19 protein-coding genes and 1 tRNA gene are annotated in these 24,161 nt (G+C 43.2%); 17 read left to right on the top strand and 3 right to left on the bottom strand.

What is annotated here, in order from left to right:
• The first annotated feature begins 26 nt into the window (after positions 1 to 26).
• The 8 genes from DXB54_RS10145 to DXB54_RS10110 all read left to right on the top strand — a co-directional run bounded on the left by DXB54_RS10145 (position 27) and on the right by DXB54_RS10110 (position 4,870).
• Entirely contained in the window at positions 27 to 506 is a 480-nt protein-coding gene (locus DXB54_RS10145) for a COG2426 family protein (RefSeq protein ID WP_021938288.1), read from the top strand.
• 30 nt (positions 507 to 536) lie between these two features.
• Entirely contained in the window at positions 537 to 776 is a 240-nt protein-coding gene (locus DXB54_RS10140; RefSeq protein ID WP_021938287.1) for a hypothetical protein, read from the top strand.
• 133 nt (positions 777 to 909) lie between these two features.
• Positions 910 to 1,059 carry a 50S ribosomal protein L33 gene (gene rpmG / locus DXB54_RS10135; RefSeq protein ID WP_118695126.1) on the top strand — a complete coding sequence of 50 codons (150 nt, stop codon included), beginning with the start codon at positions 910 to 912 and terminating at the stop codon, positions 1,057 to 1,059.
• 33 nt (positions 1,060 to 1,092) lie between these two features.
• A complete protein-coding gene (gene secE / locus DXB54_RS10130; protein ID WP_021938285.1) occupies positions 1,093 to 1,302 on the top strand; it encodes a preprotein translocase subunit SecE in 210 nt (69 codons plus the stop codon).
• 15 nt (positions 1,303 to 1,317) lie between these two features.
• Positions 1,318 to 1,842, top strand: coding sequence for a transcription termination/antitermination protein NusG (gene nusG, locus DXB54_RS10125; RefSeq protein WP_021938284.1), 525 nt, complete (start codon positions 1,318 to 1,320; stop codon positions 1,840 to 1,842).
• A 59-nt stretch (positions 1,843 to 1,901) separates the two neighbouring features.
• Positions 1,902 to 2,327, top strand: coding sequence for a 50S ribosomal protein L11 (gene rplK / locus DXB54_RS10120; protein WP_021938283.1), 426 nt, complete (start codon positions 1,902 to 1,904; stop codon positions 2,325 to 2,327).
• Positions 2,328 to 2,383: 56 nt separating this feature from the next.
• Positions 2,384 to 3,076 carry a 50S ribosomal protein L1 gene (gene rplA, locus DXB54_RS10115; RefSeq protein ID WP_021938282.1) on the top strand — a complete coding sequence of 231 codons (693 nt, stop codon included), beginning with the start codon at positions 2,384 to 2,386 and terminating at the stop codon, positions 3,074 to 3,076.
• 468 nt (positions 3,077 to 3,544) lie between these two features.
• On the top strand, positions 3,545 to 4,870 hold the full coding sequence (locus tag DXB54_RS10110; RefSeq protein ID WP_118695117.1) for a phenylacetate--CoA ligase family protein: 1,326 nt from the start codon (positions 3,545 to 3,547) through the stop codon (positions 4,868 to 4,870).
• 487 nt (positions 4,871 to 5,357) lie between these two features.
• On the opposite strand, the gene DXB54_RS10100 is transcribed toward DXB54_RS10110, so the two are convergent.
• Positions 5,358 to 6,269 carry a cation diffusion facilitator family transporter gene (locus tag DXB54_RS10100; RefSeq protein ID WP_118695115.1) on the bottom strand — a complete coding sequence of 304 codons (912 nt, stop codon included), beginning with the start codon at positions 6,267 to 6,269 and terminating at the stop codon, positions 5,358 to 5,360.
• Positions 6,270 to 6,639: 370 nt separating this feature from the next.
• On the opposite strand from DXB54_RS10100, the gene putP reads away from it, so the two are divergent.
• The 5 genes from putP (at position 6,640) to DXB54_RS10075 (ending at position 17,900) form a co-directional block, all read left to right on the top strand.
• Positions 6,640 to 8,133: a sodium/proline symporter PutP gene (gene putP / locus DXB54_RS10095; RefSeq protein ID WP_021938708.1), complete on the top strand. Its 1,494-nt coding sequence runs from the start codon at positions 6,640 to 6,642 to the stop codon at positions 8,131 to 8,133.
• A 238-nt stretch (positions 8,134 to 8,371) separates the two neighbouring features.
• Positions 8,372 to 9,397: a branched-chain amino acid aminotransferase gene (locus DXB54_RS10090; protein WP_021938709.1), complete on the top strand. Its 1,026-nt coding sequence runs from the start codon at positions 8,372 to 8,374 to the stop codon at positions 9,395 to 9,397.
• A 270-nt stretch (positions 9,398 to 9,667) separates the two neighbouring features.
• Positions 9,668 to 12,034 (top strand): ABC transporter ATP-binding protein, encoded by a 2,367-nt coding sequence (locus DXB54_RS10085; protein WP_021938710.1) that lies wholly within the window; start codon positions 9,668 to 9,670, stop codon positions 12,032 to 12,034.
• A gap of 3 nt (positions 12,035 to 12,037) precedes the next feature.
• Positions 12,038 to 13,891, top strand: a complete 1,854-nt coding sequence (locus DXB54_RS10080) for an ABC transporter ATP-binding protein (protein ID WP_118695114.1) — start codon at positions 12,038 to 12,040, stop codon at positions 13,889 to 13,891.
• 220 nt (positions 13,892 to 14,111) lie between these two features.
• On the top strand, positions 14,112 to 17,900 hold the full coding sequence (locus tag DXB54_RS10075; protein ID WP_118695113.1) for an EAL domain-containing protein: 3,789 nt from the start codon (positions 14,112 to 14,114) through the stop codon (positions 17,898 to 17,900).
• Positions 17,901 to 18,085: 185 nt separating this feature from the next.
• On the opposite strand, the gene DXB54_RS10070 is transcribed toward DXB54_RS10075, so the two are convergent.
• Together DXB54_RS10070 and DXB54_RS10065 are read right to left on the bottom strand one after the other, a co-directional pair.
• Positions 18,086 to 18,159: transfer RNA gene (locus tag DXB54_RS10070), tRNA-Arg, on the bottom strand.
• Between the two features lie 106 nt (positions 18,160 to 18,265).
• Positions 18,266 to 18,991: a GTP pyrophosphokinase gene (locus tag DXB54_RS10065; RefSeq protein ID WP_021938713.1), complete on the bottom strand. Its 726-nt coding sequence runs from the start codon at positions 18,989 to 18,991 to the stop codon at positions 18,266 to 18,268.
• A 299-nt stretch (positions 18,992 to 19,290) separates the two neighbouring features.
• On the opposite strand from DXB54_RS10065, the gene DXB54_RS10060 reads away from it, so the two are divergent.
• The 4 genes from DXB54_RS10060 to DXB54_RS10045 all read left to right on the top strand — a co-directional run bounded on the left by DXB54_RS10060 (position 19,291) and on the right by DXB54_RS10045 (position 23,942).
• The gene (locus DXB54_RS10060) at positions 19,291 to 20,253 is read left to right on the top strand and encodes a hypothetical protein (RefSeq protein ID WP_118695112.1); all 963 of its coding nucleotides are present in this window, start codon (positions 19,291 to 19,293) and stop codon (positions 20,251 to 20,253) included.
• Positions 20,254 to 20,482: 229 nt separating this feature from the next.
• Positions 20,483 to 21,031 (top strand): RNA polymerase sigma factor, encoded by a 549-nt coding sequence (locus DXB54_RS10055; RefSeq protein ID WP_118695111.1) that lies wholly within the window; start codon positions 20,483 to 20,485, stop codon positions 21,029 to 21,031.
• Positions 21,018 to 21,875: a hypothetical protein gene (locus DXB54_RS10050; RefSeq protein ID WP_118695110.1), complete on the top strand. Its 858-nt coding sequence runs from the start codon at positions 21,018 to 21,020 to the stop codon at positions 21,873 to 21,875. Before DXB54_RS10055 ends, DXB54_RS10050 begins: the two co-directional genes overlap by 14 nt.
• Before the next feature lie 231 nt (positions 21,876 to 22,106).
• A complete protein-coding gene (locus tag DXB54_RS10045) occupies positions 22,107 to 23,942 on the top strand; it encodes a vWA domain-containing protein (RefSeq protein WP_243104793.1) in 1,836 nt (611 codons plus the stop codon).
• Positions 23,943 to 24,161 lie beyond the last annotated feature (219 nt).

Here is a 24,161-nt window from a genome sequence, read left to right as displayed (position 1 = left end):
ATATAAACCGGTAAAGGATTTCAGATATGTTAAAAAAGTATATAATTATTTTTCTGACTTCGATGGTTCCGTTGCTGGAACTTCGAGGTGCCATACCATTTTCAGTAGGTTTTGGGCTGCCGTCCATACCTTCATTTATAATATGTGTAATTGGAAATATGCTTCCGGTGCCTGTTATATTCTGGTTTGCAAGAAGAGTGCTGGAATGGGGCAAGGATAAGAAGGCTATAGGCGGTTTCTTTACATGGTGCCTTGAGAAGGGCGACAAGGGCGGAAAGAAGCTTACGGAGAAAGCCGGCAGGGGCGTGTATGTGGCATTGTTCTTATTTGTAGGAATACCTCTTCCGGGAACCGGTGCCTGGACCGGAACACTGGCTGCAAGCTTTCTTGACCTGGAGTGGAAGAAGTCGGTTGTGGCAGTAATGGCAGGCGTTGTCCTGGCAGGTCTCATAATGTATCTGGTGAGTATCGGAGCATTTGGGGCCGTATCAGCTATTATAAATTAATGAAAGTACGTGAAAGGAAGTGCTGAACCTATGATGAATCCGGCAGCAATATTTAAGATAAAGAGTGCCTGGGAGAAATTCGCAGGAAATCATCCGAAATTTCCAATGTTTCTGCAGGCGGCGGCAGGCAGCGGAATAAAGGAAGGCTATATAATAGAAGTAAAGATAGTTACAGATGAAGGAAAGACCATGTGTACAAATGTCAAGCTTACAGAGTCTGACATGGAGCTGTTCAGAACCCTTAAAGAAGTGGGTGGCTCGGTGAAGTAAGACAGGTATATAAAATATATGAAAAATGAAAAAGATTTCTTGACTTGCAGTGGACAAGTATGCTATTGTTAAACGTGCGATGTAAGAGGTCTTTTTTTTATGCCTTAAAATAATTAAACGGAGGTAAATGGAAGTGCGAGTAAAGATAACACTGGCATGTCAGGATTGTAAACAGCGTAATTACAATATGACAAAGGATAAGAAAACGCATCCAGACAGAATGGAGACAAAGAAGTATTGTAGATTCTGCCAGAAGCATACAGTACACAAGGAAACAAAATAGTCTGAACCAGTTCAATTAAGGAGGATTGTTACTATGTCAAAAAATGAAAAAGAAACATCGACAACTCTCAAAAGAAGCTGGACTCAGGAATTAAAGAGTGAATTTGGCAAGATCAAATGGCTTGACAGAAAAACACTCGCGAAGCAGTCAGTAGTTGTAGTTATTTCAACAGTTATACTTAGCTGCTTAATAGCTGTAGTAGATTGGCTGATTCAGATTGGCTTAAATTTCATAGTAGGGTAAAGGTTGGTGAAGAACATGTCAGAAGTAGAAAATGCAAAATGGTATGTTGTTCATACCTATTCAGGATATGAAAACAAAGTAAAAGCTGATATTGAGAAAACAATTGAAAACAGAAAATTACAGGATCAGATATTAGAAGTATCAGTACCTGTTGAGGAGACCATCGAGGTCCGCAACGGAGTACAGAAGGCTGTGCAGAGGAAGATGTTCCCGGGCTATGTACTGCTTAATATGATCATGAACGACGCTACATGGTACGTTGTTCGTAACACCAGAGGTGTTACAGGTTTCGTAGGTCCCGGATCTAAGCCGGTACCACTTTCTGACGAAGAGATGAAGAATCTCGGAATCAACAAAGAGGAGATCGTAATAGATGCAGAGATCGGTGATACCATCGAAGTAGTATCAGGTGCATGGGAAGGCACAGTAGGAAAGATTAAGGCAATCAACACAAGTAAACAGACCGTAACCATCGATGTTGAAATATTTGGTCGTGCAACATCTGTAGACATTGCATTTGTTGATATCAAGAAAATGTAGAGAGTCAAGTGGAAGAGCATAGGCTCGCTATTACCACAATTTTTTGGAGGTGCGCTAAAATGGCGAAGAAAATCGAAGGATATATTAAATTACAGATACCTGCAGGAAAGGCAACTCCTGCACCACCTGTTGGACCAGCTCTTGGTCAGAAGGGTGTTAATATCGTTGCATTTACAAAGGAATTCAATGCTAGAACAGCAGATCAGGGAGATATGATCATCCCTGTTGTAATCACAGTTTACCAGGATAAGAGTTTCAGCTTCATCACTAAGACTCCACCTGCTGCACTTCTTATCAAGAAGGCTTGTAACATCAAGTCAGGTTCAGCAAACTCAAAGAAGACAAAGGTTGCAACTATCTCAAAGGCTAAGGTTCAGGAAATCGCTGAACTTAAGATGAAGGATTTAAATGCTGCAAGCCTTGAAGCTGCTATGAGCATGATCGCTGGAACAGCTCGTTCAATGGGCGTTACAGTAGAGGAATAATTTATACATTTTAGTGGGAGGGTCGCTCCCGATAAGACCACAGGAGGTTAATTAGAATGAAAAAAGGTAAGAAATATGTAGACGCAAGCAAGCTCTATGATAGATCTGCTTCATATGATAAGGCAGAAGCAATCGCTTTAGTTAAGAAGATGGCAACAGCTAAGTTTGATGAAACAGTTGAGTGTCACTTAAGATTAGGTGTAGACGGACGTCACGCAGACCAGCAGGTTCGTGGTGCTGTTGTATTACCTCACGGAACAGGTAAGACAGTTAAGGTTCTCGTATTTGCAAAGGGTGCAAAGGTTGACGAGGCTCTTGCAGCAGGCGCAGATTACGCCGGTGGCGAGGAATTAGTACCAAAGATCCAGAAGGAAGGCTGGTTAGATTTCGACGTTGTTGTAGCTACTCCTGATATGATGGGTGTTGTTGGTCGTTTAGGACGTGTACTTGGACCTAAGGGCTTAATGCCAAACCCTAAGGCTGGTACAGTTACTATGGACGTAACAAAGGCTATCGCTGATATTAAAGCAGGTAAGATAGAGTACAGACTTGACAAAGCCAATATTATCCATGTGCCAGTGGGAAAAGTTTCTTTCACAGAGGAACAGTTAAATGAGAACTTCCAGACATTAATAGATGCCATTGTTAAGGCTAAGCCAGCTGCTGCTAAGGGTCAGTACCTTAAGAGCGTTGTTCTTACTTCAACAATGGGACCTGGTGTAAAGGTTAATACTTCAGTATTCGCTTAAGCTTTAGTAGACTTTTATACGACGTTTTCAGATAAAAGGAGTCGTCTTCGGACGGCTCCTTTTTTGTGCAATAAGCCTTCATGCAGAAATTATGCTTGCATAAATTTCTATATGAAGGCAAATGTTCATCGAGCCGATAGGCGAGATGACATATATTGCACGGATCGAGTAGGAGAAAACTACTCGATTTATGGCAACGAAGAAAGCTTGACATCTTTGTATGATTTTTACGATTGCTGTATAGTAAAAGTCACAATAAAACTTGACATTTTAAGATAGTAATTGTAAAATTTCGATAGATATTGCTCTTTTAAAACTTTAGTGTACTAAAGCTTAAGGGCGGGAGAAATATTTGCAGAGGCATATATAGAACCATATGCGGATATATGTACATGTGAATTGATATAAATATGCTTATGCAGCCCCAGATATAGGGTATTGGTAATAAAACACGGAGGACTATGAAAAATGAGACAGAAGAAGATTCATTACATCTACAACAGAGAGATGGAATGTATGGATTTTGAAGAGAGAAGGGAACTTCAGGGTAAGAGGCTTAGAGAGACAGTCGAACTTGAATATAACAATGTTCCTGCCTACAGAAAGAGAATGGATAAGGCGGGTGTTAAGCCGGAAGATATAAAGACAATAGATGATATTGTCAAGCTGCCGTTTATGCAGAAGACAGATCTTAGAGATAACTTTCCATATGGGTTATTTGCTGCTCCCCTTAAGGACATGGTAAGAATCCAAGGATCGTCAGGTACAACAGGTAAGCCTATTGTAACAGGATATACAAAGCATGATGTGGATGTATGGACAGAGATGGTAGCCAGAGCAATTACAGCCGCAGGCGGTGGCAAGGATGATATAATTCAGATAGCATACGGATACGGACTCTTCACAGGTGGACTTGGTGCACATCAGGGTGCAACAAAGGTTGGTGCAATTGTATTACCTATGTCATCAGGAAATACCCAGAGACAGATAACGATGCTTAAGGAATTAGGATCAACAATGCTTTGCTGTACACCGTCATATGCAACATACCTTGCCGAGACTATCAGGGAAATGGGAATCAAGCCGGAGGAGCTTAAGCTTAAGTCAGGCTGCTTCGGTGCAGAGCCTTGGACAGAGGAGATGCGACAGCATCTTGAGGAGCTTCTTGATTTTGATGCAATGGATATCTACGGACTTACAGAGATTGGAGGTCCGGGTGTTGCATTTGAGTGTATGGAGAAGAATGGAATGCATATAAATGAGGATCATGTCATTGCAGAGATCATAGATCCTGTAACTGGTGAGGCACTTCCTGATGATACACCGGGTGAGCTGGTATTCACAACCCTTACCAAGACAGGTACTCCTATGATAAGATATAGAACACATGATATCTGTACACTTCACCATGGCACATGTGCATGTGGAAGAACAACTGTTAAGATGAGCCGTATCACAGGACGTACAGATGACATGTTAGTAATCAGAGGTGTAAATGTATTCCCTAGCCAGATAGAGGGTGTTCTTTTAGGATTTGAGGATGTGTCAGCCCACTATATGCTTGTTGTTGATCGTGTAAATTCACAGGATAAGCTTACAATCAGAGTTGAAGTATCAGAGGACTTTGAATTTAATGACACTAAGGCTCTTGAGACATTGGCAGCAGAGATCAAGGCTCAGATCAAGCAGACACTTCTTATCAGTGCCAGGGTTGAGCTTGTGCCACCTAAGACCATTCCAAGATCAGAGGGCAAGGCAAAGAGAATAATTGATAACAGAGGTACGGGATTCTAGAGGTTGCACCTATGTGCTGGAAGCACATATCGGAATGGTGCAACCGACCTGCCGCCGAACGAATGTGAGGGGGCGATACGATAGAGGTTGCACCTATGTGCTGGAAGCACATATCGGAATGGTGCAACCGACCTGCCGCCGAACGAATGTGAGGGGGCGATACGATAGAGGTTGCACCTATGTGCTGGAAGCACATATCGGAATGGTGCAACCGACCTGCCGCCGAACGAATGTGAGGGGGCGATACGATAGAGGTTGCACCTATGTGCTGGAAGCACATATCGGAATGGTGCAACCGACCTGCCGCCGAGAGATTGTGCCCTGCGTCGAAGACGCATATCGGAATGGCACAATCGACCTGCCGCCGAACGAATGTGAGGGGGCGATACCCATCGAATGTGAGGGGGCGATACCCAATTATAAAAACCGGGATAGACACGAAAGTGTCTATCCCGGTTTTCTACATATGAGTTTTGTGATTATATAATTACTGCTGGTTTCCATGATATGGATTTACATGTACCATGCAGTGCTTGACTGCCGGAAAATCAGTTTCTATAGTATGATGTACATTTTCAGCTATGGAGTGAGCCTTTTCAAGGGACATGTCCGGGTTCACCGCAATCTCTACATCCACATAAGCCTTGTTGCCGAACTGTCTTGTCATAATAGAGTCAGTGTGGCATACACCTGGTATTTCTGAGATTGCTGAGCTTATTTCATTCACGGTCTTTTCATCACAGGAGCTGTCTACCATTTTGTCTAAGGCATCCTTGAATATATCAAAGGCAGCTTTAAGGATGAACAGGCAGATCACAATACTGGCGATAGGATCAAGAACCGGGAAGCCAAGCCGGGCACCAAGTATACCTATAAATGCACCGACAGATGATAATGCATCGGAACGATGGTGCCATGCATCAGCCATGAGGGCACCGGAGTTTATCTTCTTCGCACCGGCTCTTGTATACCAGAACATGCCCTCCTTAACCACAATGGAGACTATGGCAGCTATAAGTGCCAGGATACCGGGAACTTTAAGGTCGCCGTAGTTGCCATGGGCAATTATCTTAATACCGGAATATCCGATACCGCAGCCTGTAAGGAACAGCAGATCTGCAAGTATTATAGAAGCAACACATTCAAATCGGTCGTGACCATACTGGTGCTTCTTGTCGGAAGCTCTTCCGGATATACGTATTCCTATTATAACGATAATGGTACTCAGTACGTCTGATGCAGAATGGACTGCGTCAGAGATCATGGCACTGGAGCTTGCTATAACTCCCGCAAGAAGCTTGGCAAGAGATAGTACCACATTCCATATGATACTTACTGTTGAGATTCGCATGGCTATAGCCATGTCACTTTTATTTTCTTTGTTTTCGCACCTGCTCATAAAAATCCCCTCCTGATAGTGAACATCAGTCTGTTAAACATCAGTCTGTTAAAATTCTGATTGCTTCATGTGGCCTGGCTCACAAAATGAGTGAGTCCCGTGCAATTATGCTAAGCCCGGACTAACCATCTATAAAGCACGAAAAGCATGCCTGAAGGCATGCTTCTCAGATATGTTTCTGTATATAATAGCACTCAAACAGTGAAAAGTGAACACTAATTTTTGGTTGGCTGATATAATTTTATAAATACAGTCAGAACCATATTAAAATTTAATATGGCTTGATTTTTCTATGGGTTTTGTGTAGAATTATCTTCGTGTATTTTTACTTTAATGTGATAGAGAGAAAAAGAGAAAGGGAAGAGAAAAAATGAGTAATTACGAATTGATCGCATTTATTGCGTACTTCGTGCTTGTAATAGGAGTAGGTGTATACTTCTTCTTCAAGTCGAAGGGAGAAGCCGGAGAGAAGGATTACTTCCTTGGCGGACGAAACATGAACGGTATGGTGGCAGCACTTTCTGCCGGAGCCTCAGATATGAGTGCCTGGGTTCTTATGGGACTGCCCGGAAGTATATTTGCATATGGGCTTGGACAGACCTGGATATCAATAGGTCTTGCAATAGGTACTGTATGTGCGTGGGTATTCATAGCACCGAGACTTAGGAGACTTTCAATAAAGTTCGGAGATTCAATAACAATACCACAGTATCTCACAAACAGATTTATGACTACAAACCATGTGCTTCAGCTGGCATGTGCAATTATTTTCATGATAGCTTACTGCATATATGCAGCGTCAAGTATAAAGGCATGCGGAACATTGTTTAACACAGTAATGGGGATAAAAGAGTCATATGCCATGATCGGTGCTTCAGTTATTATTGTTGTTTATACATTCCTCGGAGGCTTCAACGCCGTATGCTGGACAGACTTCTTCCAGGGGCTTCTTATGCTGGCAGCACTCCTTATAGCACCTATTATTGCATTGTTTGCAATGAATGCAGCAGGCTTTGTGACACCGGAGGACGTACTTCCTTCTAATTATTACAGCTTCCTTTCATCAGGAGCATTTGATAAGGCAAGTATCATTACAATAATATCAGGACTTGGATGGGGACTTGGATACATGGGTATGCCTCACATTCTTGTTCGTTACATATCCATCAAGTCAGAGAAGGAAATGAAAAAATCAAGAATCATCGGAAGCACATGGACAATTATAATCGTGGCAATGGCTTCTGTAGTAGGTATTGTAGCCCGTAGATATTTCGGTGCAGATCCAACTCTTATGGCAGATTCATCACAGGCATTCATCAGCATGGTAAGAGCCATATTCCCTGCACTTATTGCCGGAATACTTCTTTCAGCTATCCTTGCTGCTTCAATGAGTACTGCTGATTCACAGCTCCTTGCTTCATCATCAGCATTTGCCTCAGACGTATACAAGCCAATGTTCAGAAAGAATGCTTCAGACAAGGAAATGCTCTGGGCAGGCCGTATCGTTGTTATCATAATTTCCGTTGTGGCATTTATAATTGCCAATAGCCCAAGCTGCAGCAGTATCATGGACCTTGTAAGTAATGCATGGGGAGCTTTCGGTTCCGCATTCGGTCCTGTAATACTTCTTTCACTTTACTGGAAGAGACTTAACTACCAGGGAGCACTGGCTGGTATCGTTGCAGGATTTGCAGTTGATATGGTATGGTTTAAGTTCTTTGCTTCATCAACAGGCCTCTACGAGATCGTTCCCGGATTCTTCGCAGGTCTCTTAGTAACAGTACTGGTAAGTCTTATAACAAAGGCACCATCAGAAGAGGTTGTTAAGACATTCGAAGAGGGCAAATTAAGAACAGAGGAGTAATAACCTGATCAGTCGGATAAAAACACCAATGTATATAAAAGCGGATCCCTGTCGGACTTTGGCAAAAAAGTCTGACAGGGATTTCTTTTTATGAATAAGAAATTCAGAATACAAAGTGAATGTAAAAAAATCTGACAAAAAATATAGAAATTTTAATACTTATATGGAAAATGCAAGATAAATGTGATATAACATATTTAATCCTATTTTAAGTATTTAATTGAAAGGAAGTATCGACATGGAGAAGAAAGATATCGACTGGTCAAATCTTGGATTTGGCTATGTAAAGACAGACAAGAGATATGTATCAAATTATAAAGACGGTTCATGGGATGAAGGCTGTCTTACAGAGGATGCTAATATTGTACTCAACGAATGTGCAGGTGTTCTTCAGTATGCCCAGACAGTATTTGAAGGACTCAAGGCTTATACAACAGAGGACGGCAGAATCGTGTGCTTCAGACCTGACTTAAACGCTGCAAGAATGGTAGACTCAGCTAAGAGACTTGAGATGCCTGCTTTCCCTGAAGATAGATTTGTAGAGGCTGTAGTAGAAACAGTAAAGGCTAATGCAGCATATGTTCCACCTTACGGATCAGGTGCAACACTTTACATAAGACCATATATGTTCGGCAGCAACCCTGTAATCGGAGTTAAGCCTGCAAACGAGTATCAGTTCAGAATGTTCTGTACACCTGTTGGACCATACTTCAAGGGCGGCGCAAAGCCAATTACTATCAAGGTTTCGGATTTCGATAGAGCGGCACCTCATGGAACAGGTCATATCAAGGCCGGCCTTAACTACGCAATGAGCTTGCATGCTATTGTTACAGCACATGCAGAGGGCTTTGATGAGAACATGTATCTTGACGCAGCTACAAGAACAAAGGTTGAGGAGACAGGTGGAGCAAACTTTATCTTCATCACAAAGGATGGTACTCTCGTAACACCTAAGTCAGACAGTATCCTTCCATCAATCACAAGACGTTCACTTGTAGATGTTGCAAGCAAGATCCTTGGTATGAAGGTAGAACATCGTGAGGTATACTTCGACGAAGTTAAGGATTTCGCTGAGTGTGGTCTCTGCGGAACAGCAGCAGTTATCTCACCGGTAGGTAAGATTTATGATCATGGTAAGGAGATCTGCTTCCCAAGCGGAATGGAAGATATGGGTCCTGTAACCAAGAAGCTTTATGATACTCTTACAGGTATCCAGATGGGTCGTATTGAAGGACCTGAAGGCTGGATCAAGGAGATCATGTAATCAGTATTTGCAGATAAGCAATAAAATATATTTACAATGACAGGGAAAATGGTGTAGCTTACACCCTTTTCCCTTTTGTTATTTCTGTGGGATTATTTTATAAGAAGTTTATTCTTATTTAATTGACGGTATAAAAAGCGGGTGATAGAATGAAGAATCGTAGCTGTGATATCTGGGTGTATATGAATGTATATGAGTGTATATGAGTGTATATATTCCATCACCAGGTGAAATGCTAATGAAGGCTATTACAATAATAAGGAGAAAGCTATGCTGCAGATTTTTAAGAATTTAAAGACATATTGGAAGTCAGTCATAGTTATATTTGTCCTGTTGATCATACAGGCGGTATGCGATCTGGCACTTCCCTCCTATACCTCATCACTTATAGATACAGGTATACAGAATTATGGTGTTGAACATGTGAGCCCCTATAAGATCAATGAGAAAGCATATACAGTCATAGACGGCTTCATGAATGATGAAGATGCTGACATATGGGAGAGATATTATGAACAGGGACAGGACGGCTGTTATTACATGACAGACGAGGGTAAGGAGCATATCGATGAGATAGACGAAGCATGCCAGATACCTATGATGATGTATTTCTATCCATATAAGATGGCAACTGCTACGGAGGATAATCAGTTGAAGTCTATGCTTCAGGTTACAGGAATTGATCTTGATGATCTGACAGTAGAGCAGTGGACAGCATTGTCTCAGATGGATCTGTCAGCCCTGGGAAGCCAGGTGCCGGGAGATGGTCAGAATACAGAAGAAAAACAGATGCCGGGATTGGATCAGAGCATAGATGGAACACGGATACCGGGATCGGATCAGAGCATAGATGGAACACAGATACCGGGAACAGCTCAGGATACAGACGGCTCAGGAATGACTCTAAAAAGCCTTATGGAGTCCATGAAGGATAAAATGGGAGACGAGAACTTCCAGTCATCTGCCAAGACCTGTACGGTTACCTGTTATGAAATGTCAGAGTATGATTACAAGCATGATCAGATAGCATACCTTGTCAAGACAGGTGTGAAGATGCTTGGTATGACCCTCTTAATGGTGGCTTCAATGGTATTGGTAGGCCTTCTTGCCTCAAGAGTAGGTGCGGGCGTTGGCTGCAGCTTGAGAGAGCAGATATTTACCAAGGTCATATCCTTCTCCGATAATGAGATAAATAAATTCTCCACAGCGTCACTTATCACAAGATCTACAAATGACGTTCAGCAGATCCAGATGGTTACGGTAATGCTCCTTAGAATGGTGCTTTACGCCCCTATCCTTGCTGTGGGAGGAATAATAAAAGTAATAAATACCGGGGCGCATATGGGATGGATAATTGTTATAGCAGTCATTGCGATAATTGTACTTATAGGAACGCTTATGGTCATTGCAATGCCTAAGTTTAAGTCCATGCAGAAGCTTGTGGACCGGGTAAACCTTGTGTCCAGAGAGATACTTACAGGTATTCCCGTAATAAGAGCCTTCGGCAGAGAGAAGAAGGAAGAGGAAAGATTTGACGAGGCGAACAAGGATCTTACAAAGACCATGCTCTTCGTAAACAGAGTCATGACCTTTATGATGCCGCTCCTTATGCTCCTTATGTTCTGCGTGAGCATACTTATTGAGTGGGTTGCAGCCCACAGAATTGACGAGGGTACATTACAGGTTGGTGCCATGACAGCATTTATCACATATACAATGCTCATCATCATGTCCTTCCTTATGCTTTCAATGATGTCTATTATGCTTCCGAGAGCAGGTGTGGCCGCGGACAGAATTAAAGAGGTTCTTGACACCGAGATTATCATAAATGACAGAAAAGATCCTGTAGAGCTTAAGGATGTTAAGGGCATTGTAAGATACGACAATGTATCCTTCAAATATCCGGATGGCGAGGATTATGTACTTAAGGATGTTAATTTTATTGCGAAGCCGGGACAGACAACTGCTATAATCGGCAGTACCGGATGTGGAAAGTCAACACTGGTGAACCTTATACCGAGATTTTATGACGTTACCGAGGGCAGCATTACAATAGATGGAACAGATGTAAGAGACGCCTCCATGGACAGCGTAAGACGTAATATAGGCTATGTTCCTCAGAAGGGTGCTCTGTTCTCAGGAACCATAGAGTCGAATATTAAGTTCGGTGCAGAGACAGCCGGTGAGGATGATGTAAAGCTTGCCGCAGACATAGCCCAGGCAACAGACTTTATAAATGAGAAGCCGGAGAGCTTTAAGGCACCGATAGCCCAGGGCGGAACCAATGTATCCGGTGGACAGAAGCAGAGACTTGCCATAGCAAGAGCCATAGCAAGAAAGCCTAGGATACTTATATTCGACGACAGCTTCTCAGCTCTGGATTTCAAGACTGATGTAGCCGTAAGAAAAGCATTATCTGAGAATGTATCAGACAGTACAGTATTTATAGTGGCACAGCGTGTAAGTACCATATTACATGCAGACCAGATACTTGTTATAGATGAAGGAAAGATCGCAGGCATAGGAACCCACAGGGAGCTTATGAGAAACTGTGAGGAATACAGACAGATTGCCCAGTCACAGCTGTCAGAAGCTGAGATAGAAGCAAGCATGAAAGATGATAAGGAGGAGGTGTAGATTATGGCAGAAAATAACAATACACAGCCTCAGAATAATCAGTACCGCCAGAGACGCCACGGAGGCCCAATGGGTGGCGGCGAGAAGGCCAAGAACTTTAAGGGTACCATAGGCAAGATAATCAAATATATGGGCAGATACAAGATTGCAGTATTTACAGTAATGATATTTGCCCTGGGATCAACAATATTTAATGTAGTATGCCCTAAGATACTTGGTAAGGCTACCACAGAGCTTGCAAGTGGTATCATGAATAAAATAAGCGGAAACGGCGGTATTAATTTCGATAAGATCGGCAGGATACTTCTTATAGTCCTTGCCATGTATGGTGTCAGTGCTCTGTTTAACTTCGTTCAGGGTATCATCATGACAGGCGTGACCCAGAAGATATGCTACAGGCTTCGTAGGGATGTGTCAGAGAAGATCAACAGAATGCCTCTTAAGTATTTTGAGAGCAGAACCTATGGTGAGGTGCTTTCAAGGATCACCAACGATATTGATACCATGGGAAATGGCTTAAATCAGAGCATTACACAGCTTATAACATCAATCACCACAGTTGTAGGTGTATTTATAATGATGCTTACCATAAGCCCGTTAATGACTCTTATAGCAGTACTGATACTGCCTGTGAGTATAATCCTTATGAGTATTGTTATTAAGAAATCACAGAGGTTCTTCAAGACCCAGCAGGAATATTTGGGACATATAAACGGTCAGGTTGAAGAGGTGTACGGAGGACATACAGTAATAAAGGCCTTTAATAAGGAAGAGACAGTTAAGAAGGAATTCGCAGATGCAAACCAGACCCTGTACAAGTCAGCATGGAAGGCACAGTTCTTCTCTGGACTTATGCAGCCTGTAATGATGTTCGTGGGAAATCTCGGATATGTTGGCGTTGCCATCTCCGGTGCAGCCCTTGCCATAAAGGGAGTTATCCAGATCGGTGATATTCAGGCATTCATACAATATGTGAAGAATTTCACACAGCCTATACAGCAGGTAGCCCAGGTTACTAACCTTATGCAGCAGATGGCTGCGGCAGCAGAGCGAGTATTTGAGATCCTTGAGGAAGACGAGGAACAGCAGATAGTAGAAAACCCTGTATCCATAGAGGGAATAAAAGGTGATGTTACATTTGACCATGTGAAGTTTGGATATGATGAGGATAAGATCATCATCAAGGACTTCTCGGCTCATGTGAAGGCGGGGCAGCAGGTTGCTATCGTAGGTCCGACCGGAGCAGGAAAGACCACCATAGTAAAGCTTCTTCTGAGATTTTACGATGTAAACGGTGGATCTATCAAGCTTGACGGGCACGACATAAGGGACTTCAACAGAAGAGAGCTGAGGAATGTGTTCGGAATGGTTCTTCAGGATACATGGCTCTTTAAGGGTACCATTATGGAGAACATCAGATACGGACGTCTTGATGCAACGGATGATGAGGTTATAGCGGCAGCCAAGGCAGCACATGCCCACAGGTTCATAACCACGCTTCCGGGCGGCTACAACATGGAGCTTAACGAGGAGATAACCAATGTATCCCAGGGACAGAAGCAGCTTATAACCATAGCAAGAGCAATCCTTGCAAATAATCCTGTGCTTATCTTAGATGAGGCAACCTCATCTGTAGATACTAGAACAGAGCACAGCATACAGAAGGGTATGGACAATATGATGAAGGGCAGAACAAGCTTTGTTATTGCCCACAGACTGTCTACCATAAAAAATGCAGATATCATCCTTGTATTAAAGGATGGAGATATCATCGAACAGGGTAACCATGAAGAGCTCATGGCGAAGGGCGGTTTCTACGCTGACCTGTATAATTCACAGTTCGAGCAGGTGTCATAACACTGTTGCAATTATTCACAAATATATACTGCCAGGAAGGGAGAAAACCTGAATTCAGGGGCTCTCCCTTTGGTGATTATGCACAAACTTTGACGGTAAACTATACAAAAAATCAACATTGTGTTAATATATACTTGATAGTCAGACGGGAAATGGGATTTGAAAGCTGTTTCAGGACAGACTTCAGATTTATTAAGGGTTACTTGAAAGGAGTGCGGGTATGGGACGTAAAAAAATAGCGGTGTTAGTTGCCCAGACGGAAGATAAAATGCAGCATGCGTTCCTAAGTGGTTTTTTAAAGCAGGCATACACACAGAATTATGATGTATGCGTTTTTTCTATGCTTCTTAAATTTCAGGAGACCCAGCCGAGGGGCGTGGGGGATTCCAATATATATAATCTTATTAATTATTCATCCTTTGACGCTATTGTAATATTGAAGGACACCATACAGACTGCCGGTGTTGCGCTTAAGCTTGAGAAACGTATCAAGGATGTATTTAAGGGACCGGTGGTTGTTGTTGACAAGGAAAGTGAGAATTTCCCAACCATTATGATGGATAATTATACACCGTATTACGATCTGGTGAGCCATCTTATAGAACATCACGGGTACAGGGATATAACATTTGTAAATGGGATTAAAAATCATCCTCATTCCATGCAGCGTGAAAAGGCTTACAGAGATGCCTTGAGAGATCATGGCATTACTGTGCCCGAGGACGATATTTTTTATGGGAAGTACATATATCGTTCAGGTACGGAGGCAGCAGAATTTCTTATGAAACGTCGCGGAAATCATATGCCGGAAGCTATTGCCTGTGCAAATGACGAGATGGCAATGGGGGTTGCGGCGAAGCTTACAGCCCATGGCTACAGGATACCCGAGGATGTGGCACTGATCGGCTTTGACATGACAGATGAGGGTAGGGCGTGTCCTAAGTCTATAACCTCTGCGGAGAAGCCGTCCGCACCATGTGGTGAGTATACTGCCCGATGGGTTAAGGCCCGGCTTGACGGAACTCATATAGGGGAGTTTAAGAGCTCGTCGCCGGAATTCTTCGGGAGCAGCTGTGGCTGTGATGATACCAAGGTTATAACTGATTCTATAAGACGTAATAACTGGACTACAGATGTATCGGTGAACAGCTACAAATCAAACTATAATCACTTTATGGACGATCTTTTGTCTACATCTGATATGAATGATTTCTTCGGAACAATATTCCAGTATGTGTATCAGATAAGAGATTTTGAGAGCTTAAGTATCTGTATGAATGATGGCTGGAATGATCCGGTCAAGGTTAACAGTGATGCTTATGTAACTACCGGGTACACCACGAAAATGCACAGAGTCATCAGGTGCGGATCTGATCCTGACTCGGGAAATGTAATAGATTTTGATGATGAATTTGACAGTAAGCTCATGATACCTGATATGTGGGCACCCCATGAGAAGCCACAGACTTATTTCTTTACACCGATACATTTCAATGAGAAGAGCTACGGTTATGTGGTTATATCCTATGGGGACGAGCATAAGGCATTGAACGAGGATTTCAGAAATTGGGTTACGAATGTATCACAAGGCATGATGGCATTCTACAGACAGGCAAGCTATGCCAGTCTCCTGAAAAAACTTGAGGCAACCCAGGTAAGAGATCAGCTTACCGGTTTATACAATTATAAAGGCTTTATTGAAAAAGCAACTGCCAGGTTTCAGCTTAACGGAGAGAAGCGGAAGGTAGTCATTGTGGCAGTGGATATCTTCAGGATAAAAGAGATAAATTCTAATTTTGGAAGGCGCACGGGAGATCAGGTTATCTGCAGTCTTTCAAGGATAATACAGGATATTACTCTTGACTCGGAAATCTGTTCAAGAATGTGCAACGACGAATTTTTATTCGCAGCACCATCAGAGGATCTGGTGGGTATGAGAGGTAAGATATTCTGTAGCAACCTTGATGAACGTTTGAAGGATCTGAACAGACAGAATGACAGCTACAATATAAATATAATGACGGGACTGTCAGTCCGTGAAGTTGCAGATCAGGATGAGCTTGAAGAAGCAGTAAACGAAGCCATCGGCATTAAGAATAAGAAGAAGGATACGGCAATGGCTGTCATAAGCAAGCAAGGTGGTGGAGATGCCGGCTGGAACCGCCTTGTAAATCAGATCCTTGATGAGAACCGTATAATTTATTATTTCCAGCCTATCGTCAATGCAAGGACAGGAATAATCTACGCCTATGAGGCACTTATGCGGTTTAATATAAATGAGAAGCTTTCCCCAATGGACTTCCTTGAAAGTGCTGAGAAGTTAGGCAGACTTGCGGATGTGGAGTACGCAACATTTAACAATGTAATATCCCACCTGAAGAAGTATACGTATCTGTTTAATGGTAAGAAGATATTCATAAACAGTATACCTGGCTGTGGACTTGACCAAAGACGACGGAGTATTCTTACAAGGCTTCTAAAAGGGGTAAACGAACAGGTAGTGGTTGAGTTCACTGAAGAAACACAGATGAAAGACAGCGAGCTCCAGCAGCTTAAGGACAGCTACTCCCAGATGAGGGTAGAGACAGCCATAGACGATTACGGAACCGGCTACTCAAATGTAGACAATCTGATGCGGTATATGCCGAAGTATGTTAAGATTGACAGAGTGCTGATGAAGGACATCCATAAGAGCACACAGAAGCAGCATTTTGTGAGAAATATCATAGAATATGCCCATGACAATGATATCCTGGCTCTGGCGGAGGGGGTTGAGAATACCAACGAGCTTAAGGAAGTGATAAGACTCGGGGTAGACCTCATCCAGGGCTTTTATACCGGACGCCCTGAAGCAAGGATAGTAGAGGGGATAGCCACAACAATCAAGAATGAGATTGTCCAGTACAACCAGACAACTCTCAACAGATATGGCAGCAAGATATATATTACAAATGGCGAGAGCAAGCTTTCACTGGTTACTCTTGCAACGGACAAATACACTCAGATAAGGGTGGCAGGCTACAATCAGGGGGATATTCTGGAGATAATTGGAGCCGACGGCTTCAAGTCCAACATTTCAATAGATGTAGAGGATGGCCAGACCTGCGGTATCAAGCTGAGCAATGTAAATCTTGCCAGTGAGCGTGAAAAACCATGTATTAATATAGGTGAGAATTGCAATGTGACACTGGTGCTTGCCCAGGACAACCTGTTAAGAACCGGCGGAATAAGGGTACCTGAGAGCTCAGTCCTTACAGTCAGGGGCAATGGCGACATAGACATAGATGTAAACAACGGCAAATACTTCGGAATAGGCAATGCCATTAATGAGAAACATGGAGATCTGATATTTGAACAGGACGGAAGAGTGACAATATCCGCCAGTGGATTAAGGGGCGTAGGTATTGGCTCGGGTCGTGGAGGGAATATATTTATCAACCGGGGTAGCTACGAGCTTGAGCTCCGCGGTCAGTATGGTGTGGGTATCGGTTCACTGTCGGGAGACAGGAGCATAAGCATAATGAAGTGCAACTTAAGCTGCATATTCATGAATACCACAGGGGTTGCCATAGGAGCTATAAGTGGCAATACAGATATAACCATTGCGAATACTGCCCTTAAGCTTGAGTGTGGTGGAACCGAGTGCGTGGGTGTGGGAACCATGAACGGCAGTAGATGTAATGTGGCTGTTGCTACATCCAGTGTGTGTGTAGAGTCCCTGACCAGCAATTTCTACGGAATGGGCGGCGGAACAGATACCAATATAACCATTGACCATGCAGACTACAGGGCGACCCTTCAAGGCTCGGCAGCATTTGCCATGGGAAATGCTTCAAGAAATGCTGTAATCCGCTGTAACGAATCCGCCGTCCACACGGATGTGCGTAACTCCGCCGGCAGCGACATGGCAACTGAGGACAGGCATATTACCCTTAAGAACGGAACCTATGAATTTGTCAATAACGGCATAAGTCTTTATAGGGATATTGAGTATACCATGATGAGTTGATAACTATTAATAATGCTGATGTTGATGTGAAAGATTAAACCGCCTTCAGCCCTTTATTTATCAAGGGTGAAGACGGTTTTTTATGAACACATTTTGCCCTATAGTTCTGATCATGCAGGCATGTCGCACTTAACCGGTTGCATAAAAATAAAAAAAGCACAAATCATTCGATTTGTGCTTTTTTACGTGTATGAGAGGATTCGAACCCCCGACACCTTGGTCCGTAGCCAAGTGCTCTATCCAGCTGAGCTACATACACACATATAAGGATTAAATCCCTACAACAGACCATATTTTATACTATTATCCTGCATTTGTCAAATGGAAATTGTAGTATAAATACAAAATTGCACTTAAGCCGTATTTTATAATTTCCCTTCGAAATCCTCCCGCTTTTTCTTAGGTTGTATGGACTCACCATAAATCTTATTTTTGATAAGCTGCATACGTTCATCATTTACCGCAATGCTTTCTGCACATTCCTTGAGTTCCTTGGAAATTTCCTCAGGGTTTGACAGTGAATGTTTGTATTTGAGCTTGTGGTCAAGGCTGGCCCAGAAGTCCATGGCAATAGTACGGATCTGAACTTCAACATTCATGTCCCTTGTGTAGTCAGCAAAGAAAACCGGAACCTGAACAATAAGATGGAGGCTTCTGTAACCATTTTCTTTAGGGTGGGATATATAGTCCTTTGCCTCGATAAGTGTGATGTCATCCTGACCGATGAGCTGTTCGGCAACCGCATAGATATCATCAATAAATGAACATATGACTCTGATACCTGCCACATCATTCAGGTTTGGTCCAATGGCAGAAACAGTTATGGGACAGCCCTTCTGTTTGAGCTTCTTGGCGATACTGTCCGGACGCTTGAGTCTGGTCTTGATGAATTCAATAGGATTTCTTCTGTAGCGGACTCCAAAGTCCATGTTCAGAACCTCAAGCTTGGTCTGTACCTCCTTAATGGCACAGCTGTACATCATCATTAATTCCTCAAAGCTTGTAATATCATTAATAAAAGGGTGACCTGTGTCTGCACTTAATTCATCTATAAATTTCTTGTCAAAATGGGTTGTATTTGTTTCGTACATAATAATATAGCCTTTCTGAATAATAGGTTAGCTTTATCAGTATTTTCCTGAATATAGTAGCTTTTATTTTTATCGGTATTCTTATTGGATATTGGGTCTTGCTATCTTGTTAATATCCTTTAAAGTATGATAGGTTTTATATTTTTTTAAGCAAGCATAGGCATTGCAATATATATTGTCCTTTTGATATATTAGTACATAAGCGACACACCAATTATATACCAAATTCATGTATTATAACAATGAAATAAGTGTAAAAAATAAAAAGGAAAAAGGCGGAAGCCTTACGGACATAAAAAATGAACATTTTAGATAAAATGATAGAGTCTGAAAGAATATATGGTGCGGATGAACCCTGGGCGGAGTACAGGGAAGCACTGACTGATTTCATAATCGCCAACTGTCGGGAAAGGAAAGTGCAGGAGAACCCAGAAAACTCAGAAGGTTGTAGAAAAAAGCTTGTACAAGGAGAAGTCTTAACCAATCACTCGGACTTGCCAACTCTCGCAATATTTGGTGTGGGAGAGGCGTGGGATCTTGATCTCAGAAGGCTGTCCGAGCACTACCGATTGATACTTATAGACCGGGATATTGATGGCGTGAAGCGCGCCATTGACAGATATGGTGTGAAAGAAGCCGTGGTGGCGGACATACCATTCTGGCAGCACAGCCATGAGGACGCACATATATTTGAAGAGCTGCTGCGGGATGGAATAGAGCCGGAGATAGTAGTGGAGCACCTTCAGGATATAGTTCAGGCAAATAGTTTCAAATTGACAGAGGAGACAACACAAAAAGCCGTATCCATGAAATTCGACTATACCGCAGGGGTGGGGCTGCACAGTCAGTTGAATGCCAGATTCGCAGGGCTGTTGTACGCATACAAAAGAAATTACGATGAAGAAGAGCTTATGGAAATAGAGTCGGCAATAAGAGCCATGAATGACGCGGCGGTCACCAGGCTGAACGACCTGATGTATAAGCTCACCAAACGGAAGATTATCTGGGGCTACGAGATCACAGCGGTGGAGAATGACCGGGAGCAGCAGCATGTACTTGAGGTACTTGAAAGCAGAGACAGGAACGCCATAAGGCAGATCTCAAGGGTTGAGGGAGCGCTGCAGCTTGAACGGGACATTGCACTTCATAACGGATATGACATGAAAGTCACGGCAGAGGATATACTGATCTGGCCGTTCAGATGGCACATGCCAGAAAAGCGTTATGTCATGCAGCTTCTTGCGGCAGAACCGATGGAGTAAGGTGTAAGAAAAATTTATCTGCAAATATTTAAAAGTATCCATAAATTCCACCACCTGATCCGTACAATGTATAGAACGTCCTATATGGGAAAATATGTGGAATAAGAAAACAGGCAGACTAAGTGAAATAAATAAGATCAACATAGTAAGCAGACATATCATAGATGGGTTACAGATTGTGTCAAGTTTTGTATGGAAACTTGATGTTGAATAATAAAGGGAAAATAATATGACAGACGAACAATTTGAAAGCTGCATGCTTCGCATGGCAAATGGCGACAGGCAGGCGTTAAGGGAGATATATGACGCCTATCTGAACCTGATATTTGCAGTGATATACAACACCATAAGGCAGAGGGAAGAGGCGGAGGACCTGACGTCGGAATTCTTTATCAAGCTGTACGGTCTGGCGGCATCCTACAGATCCGGGAACGGGCACCGCAAATGGCTGACGGTCATTGCCAGGAACATGACCATAGACAGAATAAGAAAGCTTGACCGGGAAATAGTTGCGGACGAGCTGCCGGAACCGGGAGGCGACGGAGAGGATTTCTCGGAGCGGGTTGCAGACCGAGAGACGCTAAAGAGCATGGTAAATGAGTTGACACCTGCAGAAAAGGAAGTCCTGGACATGAAATGCGGCGGTGAGCTTACATTCAAGGAGATATCGGAAATCCTTGAAAAGCCAATGGGGACGGTGACCTGGCTGTATAACAGTGCCATCAAGAAGCTGCGGAAGAAGTATAAGAAAGGAGGCATGACAGATGAGGACATATAAGGAAAATTATAATGTCGTTGATATAAATAGCAGAAAAAAATCCGAAACAAAACAGACCACATGCGGTGAGACTCCGGCAGCCGGTGCGTCTGATGAAAATGTGGAACAGACCGCAGAGCTGTCAGAACAGGATATATTGGATCTGTATGCCGGAGAAATGAAGGTTGAAACGCCGGATCTGTGGGACAGGATCGTGACAGGTATAGATGAGGTTGAAGCCCGTAAGACAACAGATAAGCCGGTCAGAACTTCAAGGTTTTCGGGAAGAAGAGTATCTGTAGCGGTAACAACCATTGCAGCGTTGATAATAATCTGCGTGATCGTGGCTCCGCTTATGGGAGACAGATCAAAGAAAAAAAGGCGTATATCTGACAAGGCTGAAAATAATATCGACATGGTTGACGAGTCTGCCAGTGAAACAGAGTCAGCGGGGGAGCATGAGGACGGTGCAATGAGCGATGGGGCACAGGCGGAGGAGCAGCAGGCAGAAGCAGCAGAGTCCGCACCCCGGGCTGATGCCACCACAAACGGAGGGATTATCACCGATGCAGATCAGTCTGCGAACGGCTGGAGAATAGAATGCCGGTTAGTATTTGCAGAGTGTGATAACGGAAACTATAAGGCAGAGGTCAAGAAGATCGTGAGAATCATTGAAGCCTCAGGAGCTTCTTCGGCTACAGATGACACAAAGGTTCCTGTTGAAGGGGATGAAATAACCATAACTATCGACGAAGCACAGTTGGATAGAATAGAGACTGTCTATGGAAGCATGCCAACAGAGGGAATGGAAATAAGCTGCGTTATTGTTCCGTGGGGAGATGGGGGATTTAAAGTCGTGGAGTAGCACATAAAAATTATGTATAATATAGTTGCATTAGTAATATAGATAAAAGAACTCTGGAGTGCCAGCTCTGGGGTTCTTTTTTTGCTGAAAAAAATTCGATAATCTCCCATAAATACATCATTCCCCATCGTATATAAGATATAGAATCCACAGCCCTTTGCCGGTGCCATGTGTCGAAAAGACATTTAAAATGTGAAGGCAATAAATATCAAGAAGAGGAGAATGAAAATTATGGGAAGAAGGACAGAAAATGAAAGGTATATCAAAACTCAAAGCTGTAACAAAAAATCCTGGAATGTTAGAAAAATGGCGGCTGCCCTGACAATAGGGGCTATGCTTACCACAAGTATGGCAGGCCTCGCAGGCTGTAGTGCAAGAATTAATACAGGAACAGGTTCAGGAACAGAGGCAGGTATCAATACAGGTAGTTCAAAAACAAACAAGAGCACAGGCAAACCCACCGGAATTGCCGCCAAATACAGAAAAATCGCAGAAGGGGAACGGGCAACAGAAAATATTTATGATAACGGAGATATGGTGGTGGCAGAAAGTTGTGAGACGGTAGCGGAAGACGGTATAGACTATAGTGCAGGCACAGATTACAATGGCGGCACGAACTACAATGGAAGTTCAAACAGCGGGGGCAGGGATTACGGCAATACTAATTATAATTATGGCTACGGATATTGCATAGATACAGGAGTTCCCGGCAGCGACACAAGAGAGTATAAGCATGTGGATGAGAATGCATTTGTCTATACTTCGGAGGATAATCTGTCCACCTGGGCAGCAGATGTGGACACGGCGTCCTACAGCAACATAAGAAGCTACATATATAGTGGTTATGGAAGCAACATTCCTGCGGATGCAGTGAGGATAGAAGAAATGATAAATTACTTCCACTATGATGCAACCCCACCGGAAAATGGTGATAAATTCAATGTGACCACGGAATATACAACCTGCCCATGGAACGAGGAAAATAATCTTCTCAGGATCACCATGAGTACCGAGCCGATTGCATGGAAGCAGCAGAATAAGAATAATCTTGTGTTTCTTGTAGACACCTCCGGTTCCATGTACGATGAGAACAAGCTTCCCCTGGCGGTCAAGGCCTTCAAGCTGCTGGCAGATGAGCTTGACGAGACGGATACAGTAAGTATCGTAACATACGCCGGCAGTGACCTTATAGCTTTAGATGGGGTTGCCGGAGACCACAGGAAGGAGATCATAGACACCCTTGAAGGGCTTAAGGCTTATGGTTACACAAATGGCAGTGGTGGGATCATATCAGCCTATGAGCAGGCGGAGAAGTACTTCATAGAGGGTGGAAATAACCGGGTCATTCTTGCCACAGACGGAGACATGAACGTGGGGCTCACCTCAGAGGAGGCACTTACAGGACTTATAACCGAAGAAAAGGCGGCAGGCATAAGCCTTAGCGTCCTTGGATTTGGAAATGACAACCTGAAGGATAACAAGCTGGAGGCACTGGCAGACAATGGCGATGGCAATTACGCATTTATAGATTCGGTGTATGAGGCGAAGAAGGTGTTGGTTGATGACATGGGCGGCACCCTTGTTACAGTTGCCAAGGATGTGAAGATCCAGGTGGACTTCAACGCCGAAACAGTGGAAAGCTACAGGCTTATAGGCTATGAAAACCGGGACGTGGCAGATCATGAATTCGCAAATGATATGGTAGACGGCGGCGAGATCGGAGCCGGTCATAACGTGACAGCCATCTACGAGATCGTGCCATCTGATACAACTGCCCCCGGTCGTCTCGCCACAATCAACATAAGATACAAGGAGCCGGACAAGGACAAGAGTACATTATGGCAGCGGGATGTGGCTGTAACTTCCTATAATAAAGAAATGACCGCTGACATGAAATTCATTACAGCAGTTGCAGCATTTGGAATGAAGCTCAAGCACAGTGCCTGTGCCGGTGACGCAACTCCGGAGGACATTATAAGCTGGGCAGAAGAAGGGAATCCCCATGAAGACGAATATAGGAAGGAATTCGCAGAGCTGGTGAAATTCTACAGAGAAGACCTGGACTAAAGATCCGCATGAACAAATATAAACAGGGACTAAGTGAAGACATTGCCTCAATGACTCAAGTGCGAAAATAAAAGTGTCATAACAAATTATGACGAAAAAGTGGAATATATTGTCAAATACCCCGGGAAGCCTTGACGAATCACCAATATCGTTGTATTTTCTTAAGGAAATATTAAGGTTGACAGTGATAAAGGCTGGCTTGTGAAGCCCTGGTTTCAG

Origin of the sequence: Coprococcus sp. OM04-5BH (assembly GCF_003482105.1) — a bacterium.
In the GTDB taxonomy this organism is placed as follows: Bacteria; Bacillota; Clostridia; order Lachnospirales; family Lachnospiraceae; genus Coprococcus.
The sequence above is the reverse complement of the archived record's forward strand: the minus strand, read 5'-3'. Positions and strand labels throughout refer to the sequence as shown.